Here is a 15,967-nt window from a genome sequence, read left to right as displayed (position 1 = left end):
TTGATGAAAAGGATTTATCTCTATTTGATCAATGGCTTTGATTAATGGCTGGTTTTATCTCATTAGTTAGACAAAAATCAACTATCCTATTTTCATAAAAATTGCTTACCCCGATTGCTCTAATTTTACCTTCTTTGTGTAGTTTAATCATACTTCTCCAGGCCCCATAAATATCATTATAAGGTTGATGAATCAAATAAAGATCCAAATAATCAAGCCCTAGCTTTTTCATACTTGTTTCAAAGGCCTTTAAAGCCTTGCTTTCATTTGCATCTTCAATCCAAAGTTTAGTTGTGATAAATAACTCATCTTGTTTAACTCCACTTGCCTTTATAGCAGCCCTACAGCTTCTTCGTTTAAATAAATTGATGCTGTATCTATACTCCTATACCCTACTTCCAGAGCATCTTCAACGAAACGTTGACATTCTTTTAAGTTAGGGATTTGATAAACCCCAAAGCCTAAAATTGGCATTTTAACGCCATTGTTAAAAGTGATTGTTTGCATTTTTTCTCCTTTGAAAAATTATAAATCATTAAAGTAGTTATAAGTCAAGTATTTTTTAAAAAAATTATAAAATTTGATAAGCAATTTTATCCTTAATTCCTGCTTTTTTAAAGCCCTTTAGGCGAAGTAAACAGCTATCACACTCCCCACAAGCTATCTCGTTACTTTCATAACAAGACCAAGTAAGGTGCAAGGGGATATTTTTTTTAAGGGCAAGTTTAACGATTTTAGTCTTGTTAAATTTAACTAAGGGCGTTTTAATCTTTATTTTTAAAGCACTAGCCTTGCCCTCGTTTATAAATTTTTGAGCCCTTTTAATGAATTTTTTTGAACAATCAGGATAACCACTATTATCAACTTGCACAACACCTATAAAAATGGCCTCGCATTCTTCTTTTTCAGCAATACTAGCAGCTATACTTAGAAAAATTCCATTTCTAAAAGGCACATAAGTATTTGGGATAACTTGTGAATTTAAGGCATTTTTAGCTATGTTTAAACTAGTATCTGTTAAGGAATTTGCCCCGATAAATGCTATAAAATCTGCATTTATAATATAAGATTTTTTAACGCCTAATTCCTTGCAAATAGCCTTAAAACAAGCCCTTTCTTTTTCTTGAGTTCTTTGTTTATAATCAAAATGCAAGGCTACAATCTCATAGCCGCTTTCTTTTGCTAAAAAGGCACAAGTTGTACTATCCATGCCCCCGCTTATTATGCAAAGTGCTTTCATTTTAATCCTTTTTTTTGCGTATTTTAACAAAGACCTAGTAAATTTTAGCTATACTTTTTTTAAAATTTTAAGGCAAAAAATGTTTATTGATAGCGTAAAATTAATATTAAGTTCAGGTCATGGGGGAGCAGGGGCAGTTAGTTTTAGAAGGGAAAAACATGTACCCTTAGGAGGGCCTGATGGAGGAGATGGAGGCAATGGTGGGGATGTGATAATAATTTGTGATAATAACAATCATACCTTAGCAAATTTTCAAGGCAAAAAATCACTTAGTGCACAAAATGGTTTTGCTGGAATGGGTCGTAATAAAAATGGCAAAAGAGGTGAAAACTTGGAAATTTCAGTACCTCAAGGAACTCAAATAATAGATGCAAAAAGTAATGAAATTTTACTTGATTTAACAAAACATGGACAAAGAGAAATTTTTTTAAAGGGTGGAAAAGGCGGGCTTGGAAACACGCATTTTAAAAACTCAACTAACCAAAGGCCTGATTATGCACAACCTGGCTTAAATGGCGAAAGCAAGGAAGTAAGGCTTGAGTTAAAACTTATAGCAGATGTTGGCTTAGTAGGCTTTCCAAATGCTGGTAAGTCTACCTTAATATCTGTTTTGTCAAATGCGAGACCTCAGATTGCAGATTATGAATTTACTACGCTTACCCCAAAGCTTGGTATGGTCGTAGTTGACGATTATAACTCTTTTGTAATGGCTGATATACCGGGCATTATACAAGGGGCTAGTAAGGGAAAAGGACTAGGATTGGAGTTTTTAAGGCATATTCAAAGAACTAAATTTTTACTTTTTATGCTAGATTTAGGCCGTGATATGAGTTTAAAAGAACAATTTTTAATACTAAGAAAGGAGATTGAAAATTTCTCAAATGAGCTTTTTCAAAGGAATTTTGGAATAGCTATTTCAAAATGTGATATGCAAAAAATGACAGTTGAGTTTAAAAACAAATTTAAAGAAGAAAGCAATGAGCTTAAAGAATTTTTAAAAAATGAAAATTTTAGTTTTATTATAGAGTTTTCAAGTCTTGAAAAAATAGGCTTAAATGAGCTTAAATTTAAGCTTTTAAATGAGTGTAAAAAATAGTAACAAAAATATTATTTTATTATAAAATGATTAAAAATTCAGTTTAATTTAATATTTGTTTCCTTGCAACAAAAATATATTTTTTAAGAAGTTTAAAAATGAAAAAAATCATTTTACTAAGCTTTATTTTTACTACCTTTTCAAGTCAGCATCTTATGGTGCTATAGCTTGTTCTTTGCAAAATTTAATTAAAAAGGATAGTTGTAGACCTGAGACCGTATGGAATGAACAATATGGTTGCAGAGCCTTACCTTACATAAGAGTTAACGGAAAGCCAGTTTGTGTGGATTAAAAAATGTCTTTAATAACCTTTGCAGTCGATACCTTTTATAATACCAAAAACACAGCCGTTTTTAAGGCCCAAGATACCCAAAAAGTACAAAGAGATGCTAGTGAATTTAGTACAAGGCAAGCAAGTGCAAAGGTTAAATTTATAAACGATGGAGAAGAAGTATCTTTAAATTTAAATCAAGAAAGTTTAAGAATTTTAAAAGATAATTTTAATACAAGTGATTTTTTAAGCTTAAAAGACAGAAGTACGGCTTTAAGTGGCAGTGCAGTAGCCTTTGTTGAGGGTTGATATAAGGATATAATGCAAAATAGAAATTTTGCCATTGCTGATTATGATAATAATGGCAAGATAGAAAATAAAGAATTTTATAGCCTTAAAAATTCTGTTAAAGACGTGGCTAAAAATCAAAATTTGAGTAGATTTTATGAAGCTGTTACTTTAAAAAAGGCGATAAGTACACAAGGATATCAAGCTTCAAGCCCTTATAAAGAAAGCATAAGTATAAATGGAAACTTAGATAGTAGAACTAAGCAAGGAAGTTTTAATTATTCAAGTTCTAAACAAAGCCTTAGCCTTGATGATTTGATAAATGAAAGCATAAGAATGGATAAAAATCTAGACGAGACAATCACTCGTTTAGAATATGTAGCAAATGGACAAAGTGATGAAAAGGGCTATGAAGAATGGGCTACAAAGGCTTTATATGAACTTTTAGATGAAGATTCAAGAAAGAAAATTCAAACCTTAGTAGTTGACTACGACCATACTATAACACAAGCCTTTGATGGAATGTATTCAGAAGATATTAGAAATTATTATGATAGCAATGGTTCAAGAAATCTTAGTGGGGCAAGTGGTTTAGGCTTAGAAAATTTAGCATCTCAAACTGATAGAATCGAAACAGAAAAAATTGATAACATGTTAGATACTGATTTAGTTGATGAAAAAGATAGTTTAGTTAATGAATTCCCTGAATTTAAAACCTTAATAGAAAATAATGAAAATATAAGTAGAAGTGAGCTTTTAAAGCTTATAGAGCAAAACAAGGCTAGTAAAGAATATACTAAAAATTCCCAAGACAATTTACAAACTCAATTTAATAAGGCTATGTTTCAAACTGATTTAAACATTTAAATTTTCTTTCAAAACACATTTTTTAAATATTTAAATTTTACAAATTTTTTACTTTTTTAAGTTTTTAATTTTACAAGTTTTTTTTACACTTAATTCAAAATTTAAAGGAGAAAAAATGAAAGTTTTTGACAAAATCGTAGCTGCTTTATTTGCCGTGCTTGTTGTAAGTGCGTTAAGTGCTATTAGTTTAACTTCGATGAAAGCACATCAAAGTGAAAATATACAAATTATTTCAAGAGAAGAAGGTTCGGGCACAAGAGGGGCCTTTGTAGAACTTTTTGAAGTTTTTGAAAAGATTAATAATAAAAAAATAGACAAAATTGACCAAAAAGCAGAGATTACAAATTCAACTGCTGTTATGATAACAAGCGTTGCAAATAACGAATCAGCCATTGGTTATATATCGCTTGGCACACTAAATAACTCGGTTAAAGCCCTTTTAATAGATGATATAAGACCAAGTGTGGCTAATATAAAAAACAAAGAATACACCATAGCTCGCCCCTTTAATGTAGTAACCATAAAGGAAAATGCTTTAATTAATGATTTTTTAAATTTCACTAATTCCTTACAAGCACAAGAGATTATAACCAAGGCTGGATATATTCCTTATGAAAGTAAAGAATACACGCTTACAAAGCCTAGTGGCAAAATCGTTATAGCAGGGTCAAGTTCTATAAGTCCTCTTATTGAAAAGCTAAAAGAGGCTTATCTAAAAGAAAATAAAAATGCCACAATAGAAATTCAACAATCTGATTCTTCAACAGGCATAAATTTAACCCTACAAGGCATAGCAGATATAGGAATGGTAAGTAGAGAATTAAGTCAAAGCGAGTTAGCAAAGGGTTTAAATACTCATATTTTAGCAATTGATGGCATAGCTATAATTGTAAATGTAAAAAATAAGATCAACAATCTTTCAAAGGCTCAAATCAAGGCTATTTTTGAAGGCAAAATCACTAAATGGAGTGAGTTAAAATAAATATGAATTTTAAGGAAAAATTTTTTCAATTTTTATTTTTATTTAGTGCCTTTTTATGCGTTGTAGCACTTTGTTTAATATGCTTATTCTTAGTGCTAAATGCTGTTCCAAGCATAGCTAAAATAGGCTTTTTTGATTTTATATTTGGGTCAATTTGGCGTCCAAGTGCAGAATTTTTTGGAATTTTTCCTATGATTATAGGAAGTTTGTATGTAACAGCCTTTGCTGTATTTTTTGGTACCATTTTAGGAATTTTATCAGCCATTTATCTAGCCTTTTTTGCTAGAGGTAAGATGAAATTTTTCTTAAATTCATCAGTAGAATTATTAGCAGGAATTCCTAGTATAGTTTATGGTTTTTTTGGACTTATCTTAATAGTGCCAATACTTGCAACTATACTAAATACTAGTGGCAAGGGCTTACTGGCTGCTTCTATTTTACTTGCTATTATGATTTTACCAACTATAATCTTAGTTTCAAAAACTAGCTTAGAAAGTGTAAGCCATACCTTTTTTGAAGCAGGTTTAGGGCTTGGGGCAAGTAAGGAAAGAGTTATTTTTTTCATTATGCTAAGGGCTGCAAAAAGTGGGGTTTTAGCAAGTGTTATTTTAGGGCTTGGCCGTGCTATAGGCGAGGCAATGGCTGTTATAGTAGTAGCTGGTAATCAAGCCATTATTCCACAAAGTATAAAAGATGGGGTTAGGACCCTAACTACAAATATAGTTTTAGAATTAGGCTATGCCACTGATTTACACAAAGAAGCCTTAATTGCGTCAAGCTTTGTTTTATTTGTCTTTATTTTATTAATTAATCTTTTATTTAGCACCTTAAAAAAGGCAAAAGTATGAAAAAAGATTTTCTTTCTTTGTTTTTAAATTTTATAGTGCGTTTATCAATGTGTGTAAGCATTGGTGTTTTTTTATTAATAGTGTTTTATATATTAATTAATGGGTTGCAACATTTAAATTTAAGACTCTTTGAACTTCATTATAATAGCGAAAATGTGTCTATGTTTTCAGCTATAATTAATACCTTTACCCTAATCATACTTTGCTTGTTAATTTGCACCACAGTAGCTATTTTTGGTGCAATTTTCTTAGAAGAATATGCAAACTCAAATTCCTTTTTTGTACGCTTAATAGTAGTAGCCACCGAAACACTAGCTGGAATTCCTAGCATAGTTTATGGTTTATTTGGGTATTTAGCCTTTGTGTTGTATTTAAATTTAGGACTTAGTCTTATTAGTGGGGCTTTAACACTTAGTATTATGATTTTACCTTTAATTTTAAGAAACACTCAAGAAGCCATAAAAGCAGTTGATGAGTCCTATAAAGAAGCTTCCTTTGGTTTAGGGGCAAGTAAATTAAGAACCATTTTTTGCGTAGTTTTACCTTGTAGTTTAAGTGGAATTTTAGCAGGTATAATACTTAGCATAGGCCGCATAATAGGAGAAAGTGCTGCCCTTTTATATACCTTTGGCACGGTGGCACAAACTGCGTTTTTAACAGATTCAGGACGTACTTTAAGCGTTCACATGTACGCCCTTTTAAGCGAAGGTCAATTTATAAACCAAGCTTACGCAACTGCTGTCATTCTTTTAATAATGGTTATTTGCATAAATTTTTGTTCTAATTATGTAATCAATCATTTTAACCCATTTAAAAAAGGATAATTATGGATAATATAAGCTTTGAGCTAAATAAGGTAAATTTATTTTATGCAAATTTTCATGCCTTAAAAAATATAAATTTAAAATTAATGAAAAATGAAGTAAGTGCCTTTATAGGACCTAGTGGGTGTGGAAAATCCACGCTTTTAAAAAGCCTTAATAGGCTAAATGATTTGATAAGTTCTTGTAGGATAGAGGGGCAAATTTTATTTAATCAAGAAGATATTTATAAAAATTACAATGTAAATTTGCTTAGAAAACGCGTAGGAATGGTATTTCAAAAACCTAATCCCTTTCCTATGAGTGTTTATGAAAATATAGCCTTTGGACCTAAAACGCATGGCATTAAGAAAAAGGCCTTGCTTGATAAGATAGTTCAAACTTGTCTGCAAAAGGCACATATTTTTGACGAGGTTAAGGATAGATTGCACAAATCAGCCCTTGGTTTAAGTGGGGGACAACAACAAAGATTATGTATAGCAAGGGCTTTGGCTGTTAAGCCAGAAGTTATTTTAATGGACGAGCCAACTTCTGCACTTGACCCTATTTCTACCTTAAAAATAGAAGATTTAATCAATGAATTAAAAACTCAATACACTATAATAATAGTAACGCACAATATGCAACAAGCTGCGAGAATTTCAGATAAAACGGCATTTTTTTTAATGGGTGAGATGATAGAATTTGGGGTTAGTAAGGATATCTTTTCTTCTCCTAAAAAACAAAAAACTCTTGATTATATTACAGGAAGGTTTGGATAATGCGTGATTTATACGAAAAAGAATTAAAAGATTTAAAAGATAAATTTGACAAAATGAAAGAATTAACTGACAATATTTTAAATGAAAGTCTTGATTTTAATTTAAAAGATGTAGCTAACATAAAAATAAAGCTAAAGCAGATTAAAGGGCTTGAAAAAGAACTTTTTCAAAATTGTAAATTACTTATCATAACCCAGCAACCAATCGCTAATGATTTAGAATTTATAACAAAGATTATGAAAGAAGCAGCGAAGTTAAAGGCTATTGCAAAGTCAAGTTTTAATTGTGCTAAGATTATTAACAAAACTCCAAAATCTTATTTTTTTAATATGCTTATTGATATGGCAAATATGCTTTTAACTATGCTTAAAGCCCATGAAAATAAAAACTTTGAAGAGGTTAATAGGCTTGAAAGTGCTATAAATTCACAATTTAAGCAGATAAAAAAGGAATTAATGCTACTTGCAGATAAAGAAAATGTTAGCTACTTATTTGAACTTTTACTTTTGTCAAAATATTTTGAAAAAATAGCTGATTATATTAAATAAGCTATAATTTTAAAAAATTTTGGAGTAAATTTTGATTTTTGTACTTGAAGATGATGAAAAGCTTTTAAATCTCATACTTTATGCCTTAAATTCAAGCAATCTACAAGCAAAGGGCTTTTCTACTCCCTTACAATTTTGGAAAGAATTAGAAAAACAAATACCAAAATGTATTATACTTGATATTATGCTACCAAATGAAAGTGGTTTGCAAATTTTAACTAAGTTAAGGACCATGAGTAAGACTAAACATTTACCTATAATGCTACTAAGTGCTTTAAGTACCGAACTTGATAAGATCACAGGGCTTGATATGGGGAGCGATGATTATCTAAGTAAGCCCTTTAGCACCTTAGAATTAATAGCTAGGATTAAGGCACTTTTAAGAAGAACTAGCGATGATGAAGTATTAAGTTACAAAGGCTTAAAATACTCAAAAAATACTCACTTGGTAAGCATTGATGATGAAAATATAACTTTAACTTTAAAGGAATTTGACTTGCTTGGCTTGTTAATGAAAAATTACGGGCGAGTTTTTAGTAGGGATGAGCTTTTAGAACTAGTTTGGGGCTATAATGTATCTTCAACTCGCACCGTGGATATGCATATTAATACCCTTAGATTTAAGCTTAAACAATATGGCAAGGCTATTAAAACAATACATGGACTTGGCTATAAATTTAGCATAGATGAATGAAGAAAAAAATCTTTTATGTAATCTTTTTTGGCATTATTAGCATACAAATTTTAAGCATTTTTGGCATAGTTTTCATAGTTGATAATCAAAAATTTACAAAATTAAAAGAACAAATAACCTTAATCACCCCAAAGGACATTGAAAAAATTTTAAATGATAATATGCAAATTTTAAGTCCTTATAGGCTTAGCATTATAAATTTAAAAGGAGAGGTTTTATACGATAATAAAGCTAGTATAATGGATAATCACTTAGGGCGGCAAGAGGTTGAAATTCTAAGCAAAAATTTAAACAATGAAAAGATTGTTTTTACTCAAAGAATTTCAAAGACTCTAAACATAGAAAGCCTTTATGCAAGTAAGCTTATTAAGATAAATTCAAATAAGCTTATATTAAGGGTAAGTCAAGAAAAGCCAAGTTTCTTCTTTGTTTTATTAAATTTAAGCACCTTTATAGGAATTTTTTTAATTATTTCTTTGATATTTAGCCTAATTTTAGCCTTAATGCTTAGTAAAAAAATCATAGCCCCTATTGAAAAAATCAATCTTTCAAATCCTATAAAAACAAATCCTTACCCAGAACTTGATATTTTTATGAAAAGAATTTTAAAACAAAAAAGCAAGATAAAAAAGCAGTTAAAAACCATAAAGGTTAAAAACAAAGAATTTGATATGATTGTTGATAACATAAGCGAGGGCTTTTTACTTATAAATTCAAATTTTGACATAATTTCAAGTAATTTTATAGCAAGAAAATATTTAAATTTAAACAATGCCTTAAATTTAAGCACTTTAACAGAGCTTAAAAATTTCAATGAAGAATTATTATATTTAATAAAACTTTGCAAGGATAAGGGCAAATTTACTCACAGCTTTGAATTTGAACTAAATGGGCGTTTACTTTTTGTATTGTCCTTGCCAGTTTATGTAAAAAATAATCTAAAAAATATCTTATTAATCTTGCTTGATAAAGGTGCAAACGATGATGAAGATTATAAAAGAAATTTTAGTGCAAATGTAACACATGAGCTTAAAACGCCATTATCAGTAATCATGGCAAGTAGCGAGATGCTTTTAAATAATCTTATAAAAAAAGAAGATGAAAAAAATTTCATTCAAAATATTTTCACAGAATCAAAGCGTTTGCTAACCTTGATTGATAACATCTTGCTTTTGTCCTTTTTTGATGAAAATAAAATTGAGCTTAAAAAAACCCCTGTAAATTTAAGGCAAATTGTAGAAAATGTAAGCACAAATATACACTCGCTAGCCCTTGAAAAAAATATAAAATTAGTGCTTAACTTAGAAGAGGTAGATGAAATTTATGGGCTTTCTTCTTTGATTGAGGATATGATTTATAATTTAGTAGAAAATGCCATTAAATACAGCTTTGAAAATAATATAGTTAAAATCACTTTAAAGCAAAGTAAAAATTTGATTTATTTAAGTGTTAAGGACAAAGGAATTGGCATAGCCTTAAAAGAACAAGAAAATATTTTTAAACGTTTTTACAGAGGCAATAATCAAAACGAGGGCAGTGGTTTAGGACTTTGCATAGTTAGTCACATTGCAAAACTTCACAAAGTACGAATTTCTTTACAAAGTGTTTTAGACAAGGGCACAAATATAAGCCTTATTTTTAACCTAAAAGCTTAATGCCCATTTATCAAAGGGGGCAATCTCAAATTTAACACCTCTTTCATAAAAAATTTCCTCGCTTGAAAGGGTAATAAAAATTATATGGAAAATATTAAGTTCTAAGGCCTTTGGTAAAATTTTTTTAATGCGAAGCTTGATTAAATCAATATCAAGGGTGGGAGTGGAAATATAGGCTATTTTAAGTTCTTTTGAATAAAAAGAAAAAAATTTATTATAAAAAAATTCAGTTTCTAGCTTAAAAAGTTCATTTAAAATAAGATTTTCAAACAAATGCGTAAAATCCTTTTTAATACAAAGGGCATTTTTAAAGCCAAAATCCCTAAAATAAAGCTTTTTAAGCCTTTTATCATCATTATAAATACTTTTTATAATAAAATTATTTTCAAGTTCTTTTACCTCTTTATAGACGCTGTCTTTTGAAGTTTTCAATATTCTTTTAAGCTCTAAAAAAAGCTTATTTATACTAAGTTTAAAGCCCAAATTCTTAGCTAAATATTTTAAAATTTCAAGCTGCAAGGGACTAAAGCTTTGCCTTAAAAGTTCTTGACTAAAAGATAAATTTGAACGACCACTTTGTAAGTAAAGACCTAATAAATTTGCTATGGGTAAGTTTTTATTAATGCTAATAAATTCTTCAAAGTCTAAAAAATCTAAATATAACTCATTAAAATTTGCTAAGCTTAAATCATTACAAGTTGAACTAATGATAAGGGGTAAATTAAGGCTAGAAAAATCAAATTCTTCGTTTAAATTACACAAAAAAACTATTTTAATCTTATTGTTTAATTCTAAAAACTTAACTAAATTAAACAAGCTATTTTTTTCAAATCTTAAATCAAGCATATCTAAGAAAAGTACTTCTTCGCTTTTAAAAGTTGTAGCAAATTTTAGCATTAAGCTTTTTTTGCCACTATTTTTTGGACCCTTAATTAGAGTATTTTTAAATTCTAAATTTTGCTTTCTTTCATTAAAAATATCAAATTTAGGTGGATTTTCATAAAAAAAAGCAAGATTTTTCATTTAACTTTGAGATAAAATTTCAGCCCGTCCATTAATAACAGCTACGCAGTGTTCATAGTGTGCGGTATTTAAGCCATCCACACTTCCTGCGTTCCATTTTCCCCTATAATGCTTTGGAGTGCCATCCTTTTGACAAATCATAGGCTCAATGCAAAAAACCATACCATTTTTAATCTTCGGTCCAGCCTTAGCATTTACTCCCTTTTCTAAATAATTTAAAATTTCAGGTTCTAAATGAGGCTTATGTCCTATGCCATGCCCACAATAACCACGAAGTGGCACAAAACCCCTTTTAGTAATAAACTCACCCAATGCAGCAGAAAGTTCTTTAAAACGCAAACCCTCTTTTATAAAGTCTATACCATAATAAAGGGCATCCTTTGCACAAGCAATTAATTTTTTATTTTCTTCTGAAATTTCACCTATACCAATGGTCCTTGCTGCATCGCCATAATATCCATCTATAACGCTTCCTATATCAAGCCCTACTATATCTCCATCTTTTAAAATGCTATCATCAGGGATTCCATGTATACAAATTTCATTTAAAGATATGCAAATAGCACCTTCAAAGCCATAAAGCCCCTTAAATGCAGGTTTTGCTCCTTGACTTAATATAAATTCTTCTGCCATCTTATCAACTTGCTTTAAACTCATACCCACTTTTATCTCTTTTTCTAAATAATCAAGCGTACGGGCTACTATTTGATTAGCCTTTCTTATCTTTTCAATCTCAACTGGTTTTCTTAGTTCTATCATTTTTTATCCTTAATTTAGCCAAATTTTAGCAGTATTTTTAAGACTTTTAATATCACTTGAAGCGTAAAATTCAAGCCTTGCTTTGTATTTTAAACTTTGTAAATTATTATGAGTTTTTAAAAACTCAACTATAGCCTCTCCTGAATGAATCAATCTTGTTTTTTTCCCAAAATATTCTTGTAAGGACTTTGAAAGCAAAGGAAAATGCGTACAAGCTAGTATTAAAGCATCGGGGCTTTTAATATCTTTAAAATAGTAATTAAAGGCACTTTGAAGTAATTCCCCACTAAAAATTCCATCTTCTACCATAGGCACAAAAAGCCCTGTAGCTAAGGCTTTTATATTGTTAAAACCTTCTTTTTTTAATCTTTTTTGATATTCTTTTGAATTTATAGTGGCCTTTGTAGCTATTACTAAAATTTCTTTGTTTTTATCGCTAATTACCTTTTTTGTCGCCCAAACTCCAGCATCAATTACCCCATAAACGCTAAAATTTGCCCTGTCTTGCAAGGCATTTAAAGCATAAGCACTAGCTGTGTTACAAGCGATAATTAACATTTCAATATTAAATTTATTAAAAAATTCCAAGGCCTCGAGGCAAAATTTTATAATAGTATCCTTATCTTTCACCCCATAAGGCACCCTAGCAGTATCACCATAATAAATAATCTCATCAAACAACCTAGCCTCGTACAAGGATTTTAAAACGCTAAGTCCTCCAACCCCACTATCAAAAACGCCAATTCTCATTAACGTTTAGCCACATAACTTTTAAAATTCACTCGTCTAGCCCCGATATATCTTTTTTTCCAATAATCCGAATTTAAAGAAACCTCTTTTACCCCACCCTTTGTAGAAAGATGAACAAATTTAAAATCACTTAAATAAATGCCTACATGCATACCATTTGGACCTCTGCCTGTCCTAAAAAAGACTAAATCACCTGTTTGAAGATTTTGTTTAGAAACCTTTGAACCAGCTTGATACTGCATTGTGGTATTGCGTGGAATGGCTGTATTAAATTCAGCAAACACGCTTTGAGTAAAGCCAGAACAATCAGAACCTTTTTTTGTCTTACCACCTAAAACATAAGGCGTTTTTTTCCAGCCTGATGCTATATTTTTAATCCTTGATTCAAGTAAGCTTTGAGTAGCATCAGTACTAGAATTTTGATAAAAACTACAACCTGAAATAAAAAATCCAAGCAAAATCACCAAAACATAATGTTTCATTTGTCCCCTTTAAAAATTAGTATTAACGATTTGCAAAAAATTTCAAATAAATATAGCCAAAAATGCCCGAACAAAACGAGGCTATAAGTATGGCTAAATTATCTGCATAATTAAAGATATCACTCACCTCATAAGCTAAACCATCTATAAACAAACTCATAGTAAAGCCAATACCTGTTAATATACATACCCCATAAAGTTGTTTTAAATTTGAATCAACAGGTAATTGTGCCATTTTAAATTTAATAGCTAAATAAGAAAAGGCAAAAACACCTACTTGTTTTCCTATGAAAAGCCCTAAAAATATACCTATGCTTACGCCTGAAAATAAGGATTTTATATCTATGTGAGAAAGATTAACCCCGGCGTTTGCAAAGGCAAATAGTGGTAAAATTATAAAAGCTGTCCAAAACCTTAACCCATGTTCTATTTCTTCTAAAAAAGGTCTTCCATCCTTTCTATACATAGGTATAAAAAATGCTGTAATAATACCTGCTAGGGTCGCATGAACTCCACTTTTTAAAACGCTTACCCATAAAATCAAAGAACAAATAAAATAAAAGGATTTTCTAGTTATACCAAATAAATTTAAAAACAACATAGCAACTATGGTACAAGCCACTACTATAAAGGCTAGTGTTGAAAGCTGGGTTGTATAAAAAATAGCTATGATTAAAATAGCCCCCACATCATCAAAAATAGCTAAGGATAATAAGAAAATTTTCAAAGAACTAGGAAGACTTTTTCCTACCATTATCAAAATAGCTAGAGAAAAAGCAGTATCAGTAGCAGTAGGGATTGCCCAGCCTCTAAGCGTGTAAGAATCACCAACATTAACTATGGAAAAAATCAAGGCAGGTACTAAAATGCCTCCAAGTGCTGCCATAAAAGGTAGGGTAATATTTTTTGGATTTTTAAAATCCCCTTCTAAAAATTCCTTTTTTAATTCAAGTCCTATGCAAAAGAAAAATATAGAGATTAATCCATCATTTATCCACAATAAAAAGGGTTTATTAAGCTTAAATTCACCTATATTTACGCCCACATCTAAATTTAAAAATTCCCTATAATATACATTATAAGAACCGTTTTGTACAAGTAAGGCTAAGATAGTAAAAATAATTAATAGCACTCCACCAAAGGCTTCATTGCTAACAATATTTTTAAATTTTAAAAAGATATTCATCTAACTAGCTTTAAATAAACATAACCAATAATTGCACTAATAAAACTAGCAAGTAATATAGCAAGTCTATCAGCATGACCATAAATATCGCTATTTTGATAAGCAAGGGCGTCTATAAACAAACTCATAGTAAAGCCTATGCCTGTTAATATACAAATTCCATAAAATTGTCTATATCTAACATTATCTGGCATTTTTGCAAGTTTAAATTTAATAGCTAAATAAGAAAAAATAAAAACGCCTATTTGTTTTCCTACAAAAAGACCTAATAAAACGCCTAAACTTACAGGGGCAAAAAGGGTACCCAAGGACATATCTCTTAAATCAATACCAGCATTTGCAAAGGCAAAAAGTGGAAGTATAAAGTAATTTACCCAAGGCGTTAAACTGCCCATAACCCTATGCAAATAAGATTGGCCTCCTTTTGTATCAAGTGGTATAAAAAGGGCGATTATTACACCGGCTAAGGTTGCATGAACCCCACTTTTAAGCATGGCTACCCATAGACAAACGCCTACTAGTACATAAAGTGAAAGATGAGTTACATGAAAATAATTTAATAAAAATAAAAAGAAAATACACATTAAGGCAATTATCAAGGCAAGGGCTGATAATTTACTTGTGTAAAAAAGGGCGATTATAATAATAGCACCCAGGTCATCAAAAATAGCTAAGGAAAGTAAAAAAAGCTTTAAGCTTGTTGGAATTCTACGCCCTAAAAGTAGCAAAATTCCAACAGCAAAGGCTATATCAGTAGCAGTAGGGATTGCCCAGCCTTGCATAGCAAAGCTATCTTTAAAATTAATCACAGCAAAGATTACAGCAGGCATTATCATTCCACCAAGTGCCCCAAAAATAGGCAAAGAAACAGAGCGTATATTTTTTAATTGCCCTCTTAGAATTTCATATTTTAATTCAAGTCCTATAGATAAGAAAAAAATAGCGATTAAACCGTCATTTATCCATAAATCAAGAGGCTTTGTTACATTAAAATGTTCAAAACCCACGGTGAAATTTTCACGCAAAAAATCAGAATAAATAGCACTTAGAGAAGAGTTTTTGCAAAGTAAGGCCAAAATGGTAAAAAAGATTAGCAAAATTCCAGGAAAAGTCTCGTGCAAAATAAGATTTTTAAATGCTTGCCTCATAAGATCTCCTTTGTGTGAAAATTAAATTTTTTAAGATTATTTAAAAGTAATTTTCAATTATAGCAAAAAAACATTAAAAAATACGAAGTTAAGGGCTAATAATCATAAAAAAATAAAAATTTGTTAGAAATTTGTTTAAAATTTTAATACTTGGTGCCAAAAGACACCAAGTAATTTTAAGCGTAAAGGTCTAGTTTTGATGAAGAACTAACGCTGGAATCTGTTGGTTTACTAACTACCTCAGGGGCTGGGCTTGAAACTGCTTGAGATTGATTAGCCCCTGTTAATTGTCCTACTAAATTACTGCTTGAGTCAATTGACTTTTTTAAAGCAGATGTACTTGCACTCATCATTACAGATGAATTACTTGAATCTATTGTCATTTTTTCCTCCTTTTTACTACATTATATAAATCGGCAAACTAAAAAGTTTGAGAATACATTATAGGACAAAAAAACAAAAATAAACTTAAAAGTTAAAATAATTCATCGAATAAATTTAAAAATACTTGATAAATTTCTTTATCTCTATTTAAATAAGGTTATTCT

The 15,967-nt window shown here is 30.1% G+C and carries 18 protein-coding genes and 1 pseudogene; 10 read left to right on the top strand and 9 right to left on the bottom strand.

The features are described 5' to 3' along the window. Positions 1-28: 28 nt before the first annotated feature. Together FMM58_RS09315 and queC are read right to left on the bottom strand one after the other, a co-directional pair. A pseudogene (locus FMM58_RS09315) lies at positions 29-474 on the bottom strand (aldo/keto reductase). Positions 475-571: 97 nt separating this feature from the next. After that, complete coding sequence (gene queC / locus FMM58_RS02720; RefSeq protein ID WP_150140290.1) at positions 572-1,246, bottom strand: 7-cyano-7-deazaguanine synthase QueC; 675 nt, start codon at positions 1,244-1,246, stop codon at positions 572-574. Positions 1,247-1,319: 73 nt separating this feature from the next. Here queC and obgE point away from each other — a divergent pair, with 73 nt between their 5' ends. The 10 genes from obgE to FMM58_RS02670 all read left to right on the top strand — a co-directional run bounded on the left by obgE (position 1,320) and on the right by FMM58_RS02670 (position 10,071). Next, the gene (obgE, locus tag FMM58_RS02715) at positions 1,320-2,336 is read left to right on the top strand and encodes a GTPase ObgE (protein WP_150140163.1); all 1,017 of its coding nucleotides are present in this window, start codon (positions 1,320-1,322) and stop codon (positions 2,334-2,336) included. A 295-nt stretch (positions 2,337-2,631) separates the two neighbouring features. Further along, the gene (locus FMM58_RS08645; protein WP_190317931.1) at positions 2,632-2,916 is read left to right on the top strand and encodes a hypothetical protein; all 285 of its coding nucleotides are present in this window, start codon (positions 2,632-2,634) and stop codon (positions 2,914-2,916) included. 12 nt (positions 2,917-2,928) lie between these two features. Further along, the gene (locus FMM58_RS08640; protein ID WP_190317930.1) at positions 2,929-3,762 is read left to right on the top strand and encodes a hypothetical protein; all 834 of its coding nucleotides are present in this window, start codon (positions 2,929-2,931) and stop codon (positions 3,760-3,762) included. A gap of 115 nt (positions 3,763-3,877) precedes the next feature. Further along, positions 3,878-4,744 (top strand): substrate-binding domain-containing protein, encoded by an 867-nt coding sequence (locus FMM58_RS02700; RefSeq protein ID WP_150140159.1) that lies wholly within the window; start codon positions 3,878-3,880, stop codon positions 4,742-4,744. A gap of 2 nt (positions 4,745-4,746) precedes the next feature. Then, positions 4,747-5,592, top strand: a complete 846-nt coding sequence (gene pstC / locus FMM58_RS02695) for a phosphate ABC transporter permease subunit PstC (RefSeq protein WP_150140157.1) — start codon at positions 4,747-4,749, stop codon at positions 5,590-5,592. Then, positions 5,589-6,416: a phosphate ABC transporter permease PstA gene (gene pstA, locus FMM58_RS02690; RefSeq protein ID WP_150140156.1), complete on the top strand. Its 828-nt coding sequence runs from the start codon at positions 5,589-5,591 to the stop codon at positions 6,414-6,416. The genes pstC and pstA overlap by 4 nt, the downstream gene beginning before the upstream one ends. A 2-nt stretch (positions 6,417-6,418) precedes the next feature. Continuing rightward, positions 6,419-7,174 carry a phosphate ABC transporter ATP-binding protein PstB gene (gene pstB, locus FMM58_RS02685; protein ID WP_150140154.1) on the top strand — a complete coding sequence of 252 codons (756 nt, stop codon included), beginning with the start codon at positions 6,419-6,421 and terminating at the stop codon, positions 7,172-7,174. Further along, on the top strand, positions 7,174-7,722 hold the full coding sequence (locus FMM58_RS02680; RefSeq protein ID WP_150140152.1) for a PhoU domain-containing protein: 549 nt from the start codon (positions 7,174-7,176) through the stop codon (positions 7,720-7,722). The genes pstB and FMM58_RS02680 overlap by 1 nt, the downstream gene beginning before the upstream one ends. Positions 7,723-7,753: 31 nt before the next feature. Continuing rightward, a complete protein-coding gene (locus FMM58_RS02675; protein ID WP_150140150.1) occupies positions 7,754-8,416 on the top strand; it encodes a response regulator transcription factor in 663 nt (220 codons plus the stop codon). After that, complete coding sequence (locus FMM58_RS02670) at positions 8,413-10,071, top strand: sensor histidine kinase (protein ID WP_150180368.1); 1,659 nt, start codon at positions 8,413-8,415, stop codon at positions 10,069-10,071. The genes FMM58_RS02675 and FMM58_RS02670 overlap by 4 nt, the downstream gene beginning before the upstream one ends. On the opposite strand, the gene FMM58_RS02665 is transcribed toward FMM58_RS02670, so the two are convergent. The 7 genes from FMM58_RS02665 to FMM58_RS02635 all read right to left on the bottom strand — a co-directional run bounded on the left by FMM58_RS02665 (position 10,060) and on the right by FMM58_RS02635 (position 15,802). After that, on the bottom strand, positions 10,060-11,094 hold the full coding sequence (locus FMM58_RS02665; protein WP_150140146.1) for an ATP-binding protein: 1,035 nt from the start codon (positions 11,092-11,094) through the stop codon (positions 10,060-10,062). The two genes, FMM58_RS02670 and FMM58_RS02665, sit on opposite strands and share 12 nt — an antisense overlap. Further along, positions 11,095-11,853, bottom strand: coding sequence for a type I methionyl aminopeptidase (gene map, locus FMM58_RS02660; RefSeq protein WP_150140144.1), 759 nt, complete (start codon positions 11,851-11,853; stop codon positions 11,095-11,097). A 9-nt stretch (positions 11,854-11,862) separates the two neighbouring features. Beyond that, entirely contained in the window at positions 11,863-12,603 is a 741-nt protein-coding gene (gene murI / locus FMM58_RS02655; protein WP_150140143.1) for a glutamate racemase, read from the bottom strand. After that, entirely contained in the window at positions 12,603-13,085 is a 483-nt protein-coding gene (locus FMM58_RS02650) for a C40 family peptidase (RefSeq protein ID WP_150140141.1), read from the bottom strand. Before FMM58_RS02650 ends, murI begins: the two co-directional genes overlap by 1 nt. Positions 13,086-13,107: 22 nt before the next feature. Next, the gene (nhaA, locus tag FMM58_RS02645; protein WP_150140140.1) at positions 13,108-14,271 is read right to left on the bottom strand and encodes a Na+/H+ antiporter NhaA; all 1,164 of its coding nucleotides are present in this window, start codon (positions 14,269-14,271) and stop codon (positions 13,108-13,110) included. Beyond that, positions 14,268-15,419, bottom strand: a complete 1,152-nt coding sequence (nhaA, locus tag FMM58_RS02640) for a Na+/H+ antiporter NhaA (protein ID WP_150140138.1) — start codon at positions 15,417-15,419, stop codon at positions 14,268-14,270. The genes nhaA (FMM58_RS02645) and nhaA (FMM58_RS02640) overlap by 4 nt, the downstream gene beginning before the upstream one ends. A 176-nt stretch (positions 15,420-15,595) precedes the next feature. Then, positions 15,596-15,802 (bottom strand): hypothetical protein, encoded by a 207-nt coding sequence (locus FMM58_RS02635; protein ID WP_150140137.1) that lies wholly within the window; start codon positions 15,800-15,802, stop codon positions 15,596-15,598. Positions 15,803-15,967: the final 165 nt, after the last annotated feature.

This window comes from Campylobacter sp. LR291e, assembly GCF_008633915.1.
Lineage (GTDB): Bacteria > Campylobacterota > Campylobacteria > Campylobacterales > Campylobacteraceae > Campylobacter_D.
The sequence above is the reverse complement of the archived record's forward strand: the minus strand, read 5'-3'. Positions and strand labels throughout refer to the sequence as shown.

Bases quoted from the DNA above. Each gene is read 5' to 3' on its own strand.
- obgE (WP_150140163.1), top strand. From the start codon at position 1,320: ATGTTTATTGATAGCGTAAAATTAATATTAAGTTCAGGTCATGGGGGA.
- FMM58_RS08645 (WP_190317931.1), top strand. From the start codon at position 2,632: ATGTCTTTAATAACCTTTGCAGTCGATACCTTTTATAATACCAAAAAC.
- FMM58_RS08640 (WP_190317930.1), top strand. From the start codon at position 2,929: ATGCAAAATAGAAATTTTGCCATTGCTGATTATGATAATAATGGCAAG.
- FMM58_RS02700 (WP_150140159.1), top strand. From the start codon at position 3,878: ATGAAAGTTTTTGACAAAATCGTAGCTGCTTTATTTGCCGTGCTTGTT.
- pstC (WP_150140157.1), top strand. From the start codon at position 4,747: ATGAATTTTAAGGAAAAATTTTTTCAATTTTTATTTTTATTTAGTGCC.
- pstA (WP_150140156.1), top strand. From the start codon at position 5,589: ATGAAAAAAGATTTTCTTTCTTTGTTTTTAAATTTTATAGTGCGTTTA.
- pstB (WP_150140154.1), top strand. From the start codon at position 6,419: ATGGATAATATAAGCTTTGAGCTAAATAAGGTAAATTTATTTTATGCA.
- FMM58_RS02680 (WP_150140152.1), top strand. From the start codon at position 7,174: ATGCGTGATTTATACGAAAAAGAATTAAAAGATTTAAAAGATAAATTT.
- FMM58_RS02670 (WP_150180368.1), top strand. From the start codon at position 8,413: ATGAAGAAAAAAATCTTTTATGTAATCTTTTTTGGCATTATTAGCATA.
- FMM58_RS02665 (WP_150140146.1), bottom strand. From the start codon at position 11,094: ATGAAAAATCTTGCTTTTTTTTATGAAAATCCACCTAAATTTGATATT.
- map (WP_150140144.1), bottom strand. From the start codon at position 11,853: ATGATAGAACTAAGAAAACCAGTTGAGATTGAAAAGATAAGAAAGGCT.
- murI (WP_150140143.1), bottom strand. From the start codon at position 12,603: ATGAGAATTGGCGTTTTTGATAGTGGGGTTGGAGGACTTAGCGTTTTA.
- FMM58_RS02650 (WP_150140141.1), bottom strand. From the start codon at position 13,085: ATGAAACATTATGTTTTGGTGATTTTGCTTGGATTTTTTATTTCAGGT.
- nhaA (WP_150140140.1), bottom strand. From the start codon at position 14,271: ATGAATATCTTTTTAAAATTTAAAAATATTGTTAGCAATGAAGCCTTT.
- nhaA (WP_150140138.1), bottom strand. From the start codon at position 15,419: ATGAGGCAAGCATTTAAAAATCTTATTTTGCACGAGACTTTTCCTGGA.
- FMM58_RS02635 (WP_150140137.1), bottom strand. From the start codon at position 15,802: ATGACAATAGATTCAAGTAATTCATCTGTAATGATGAGTGCAAGTACA.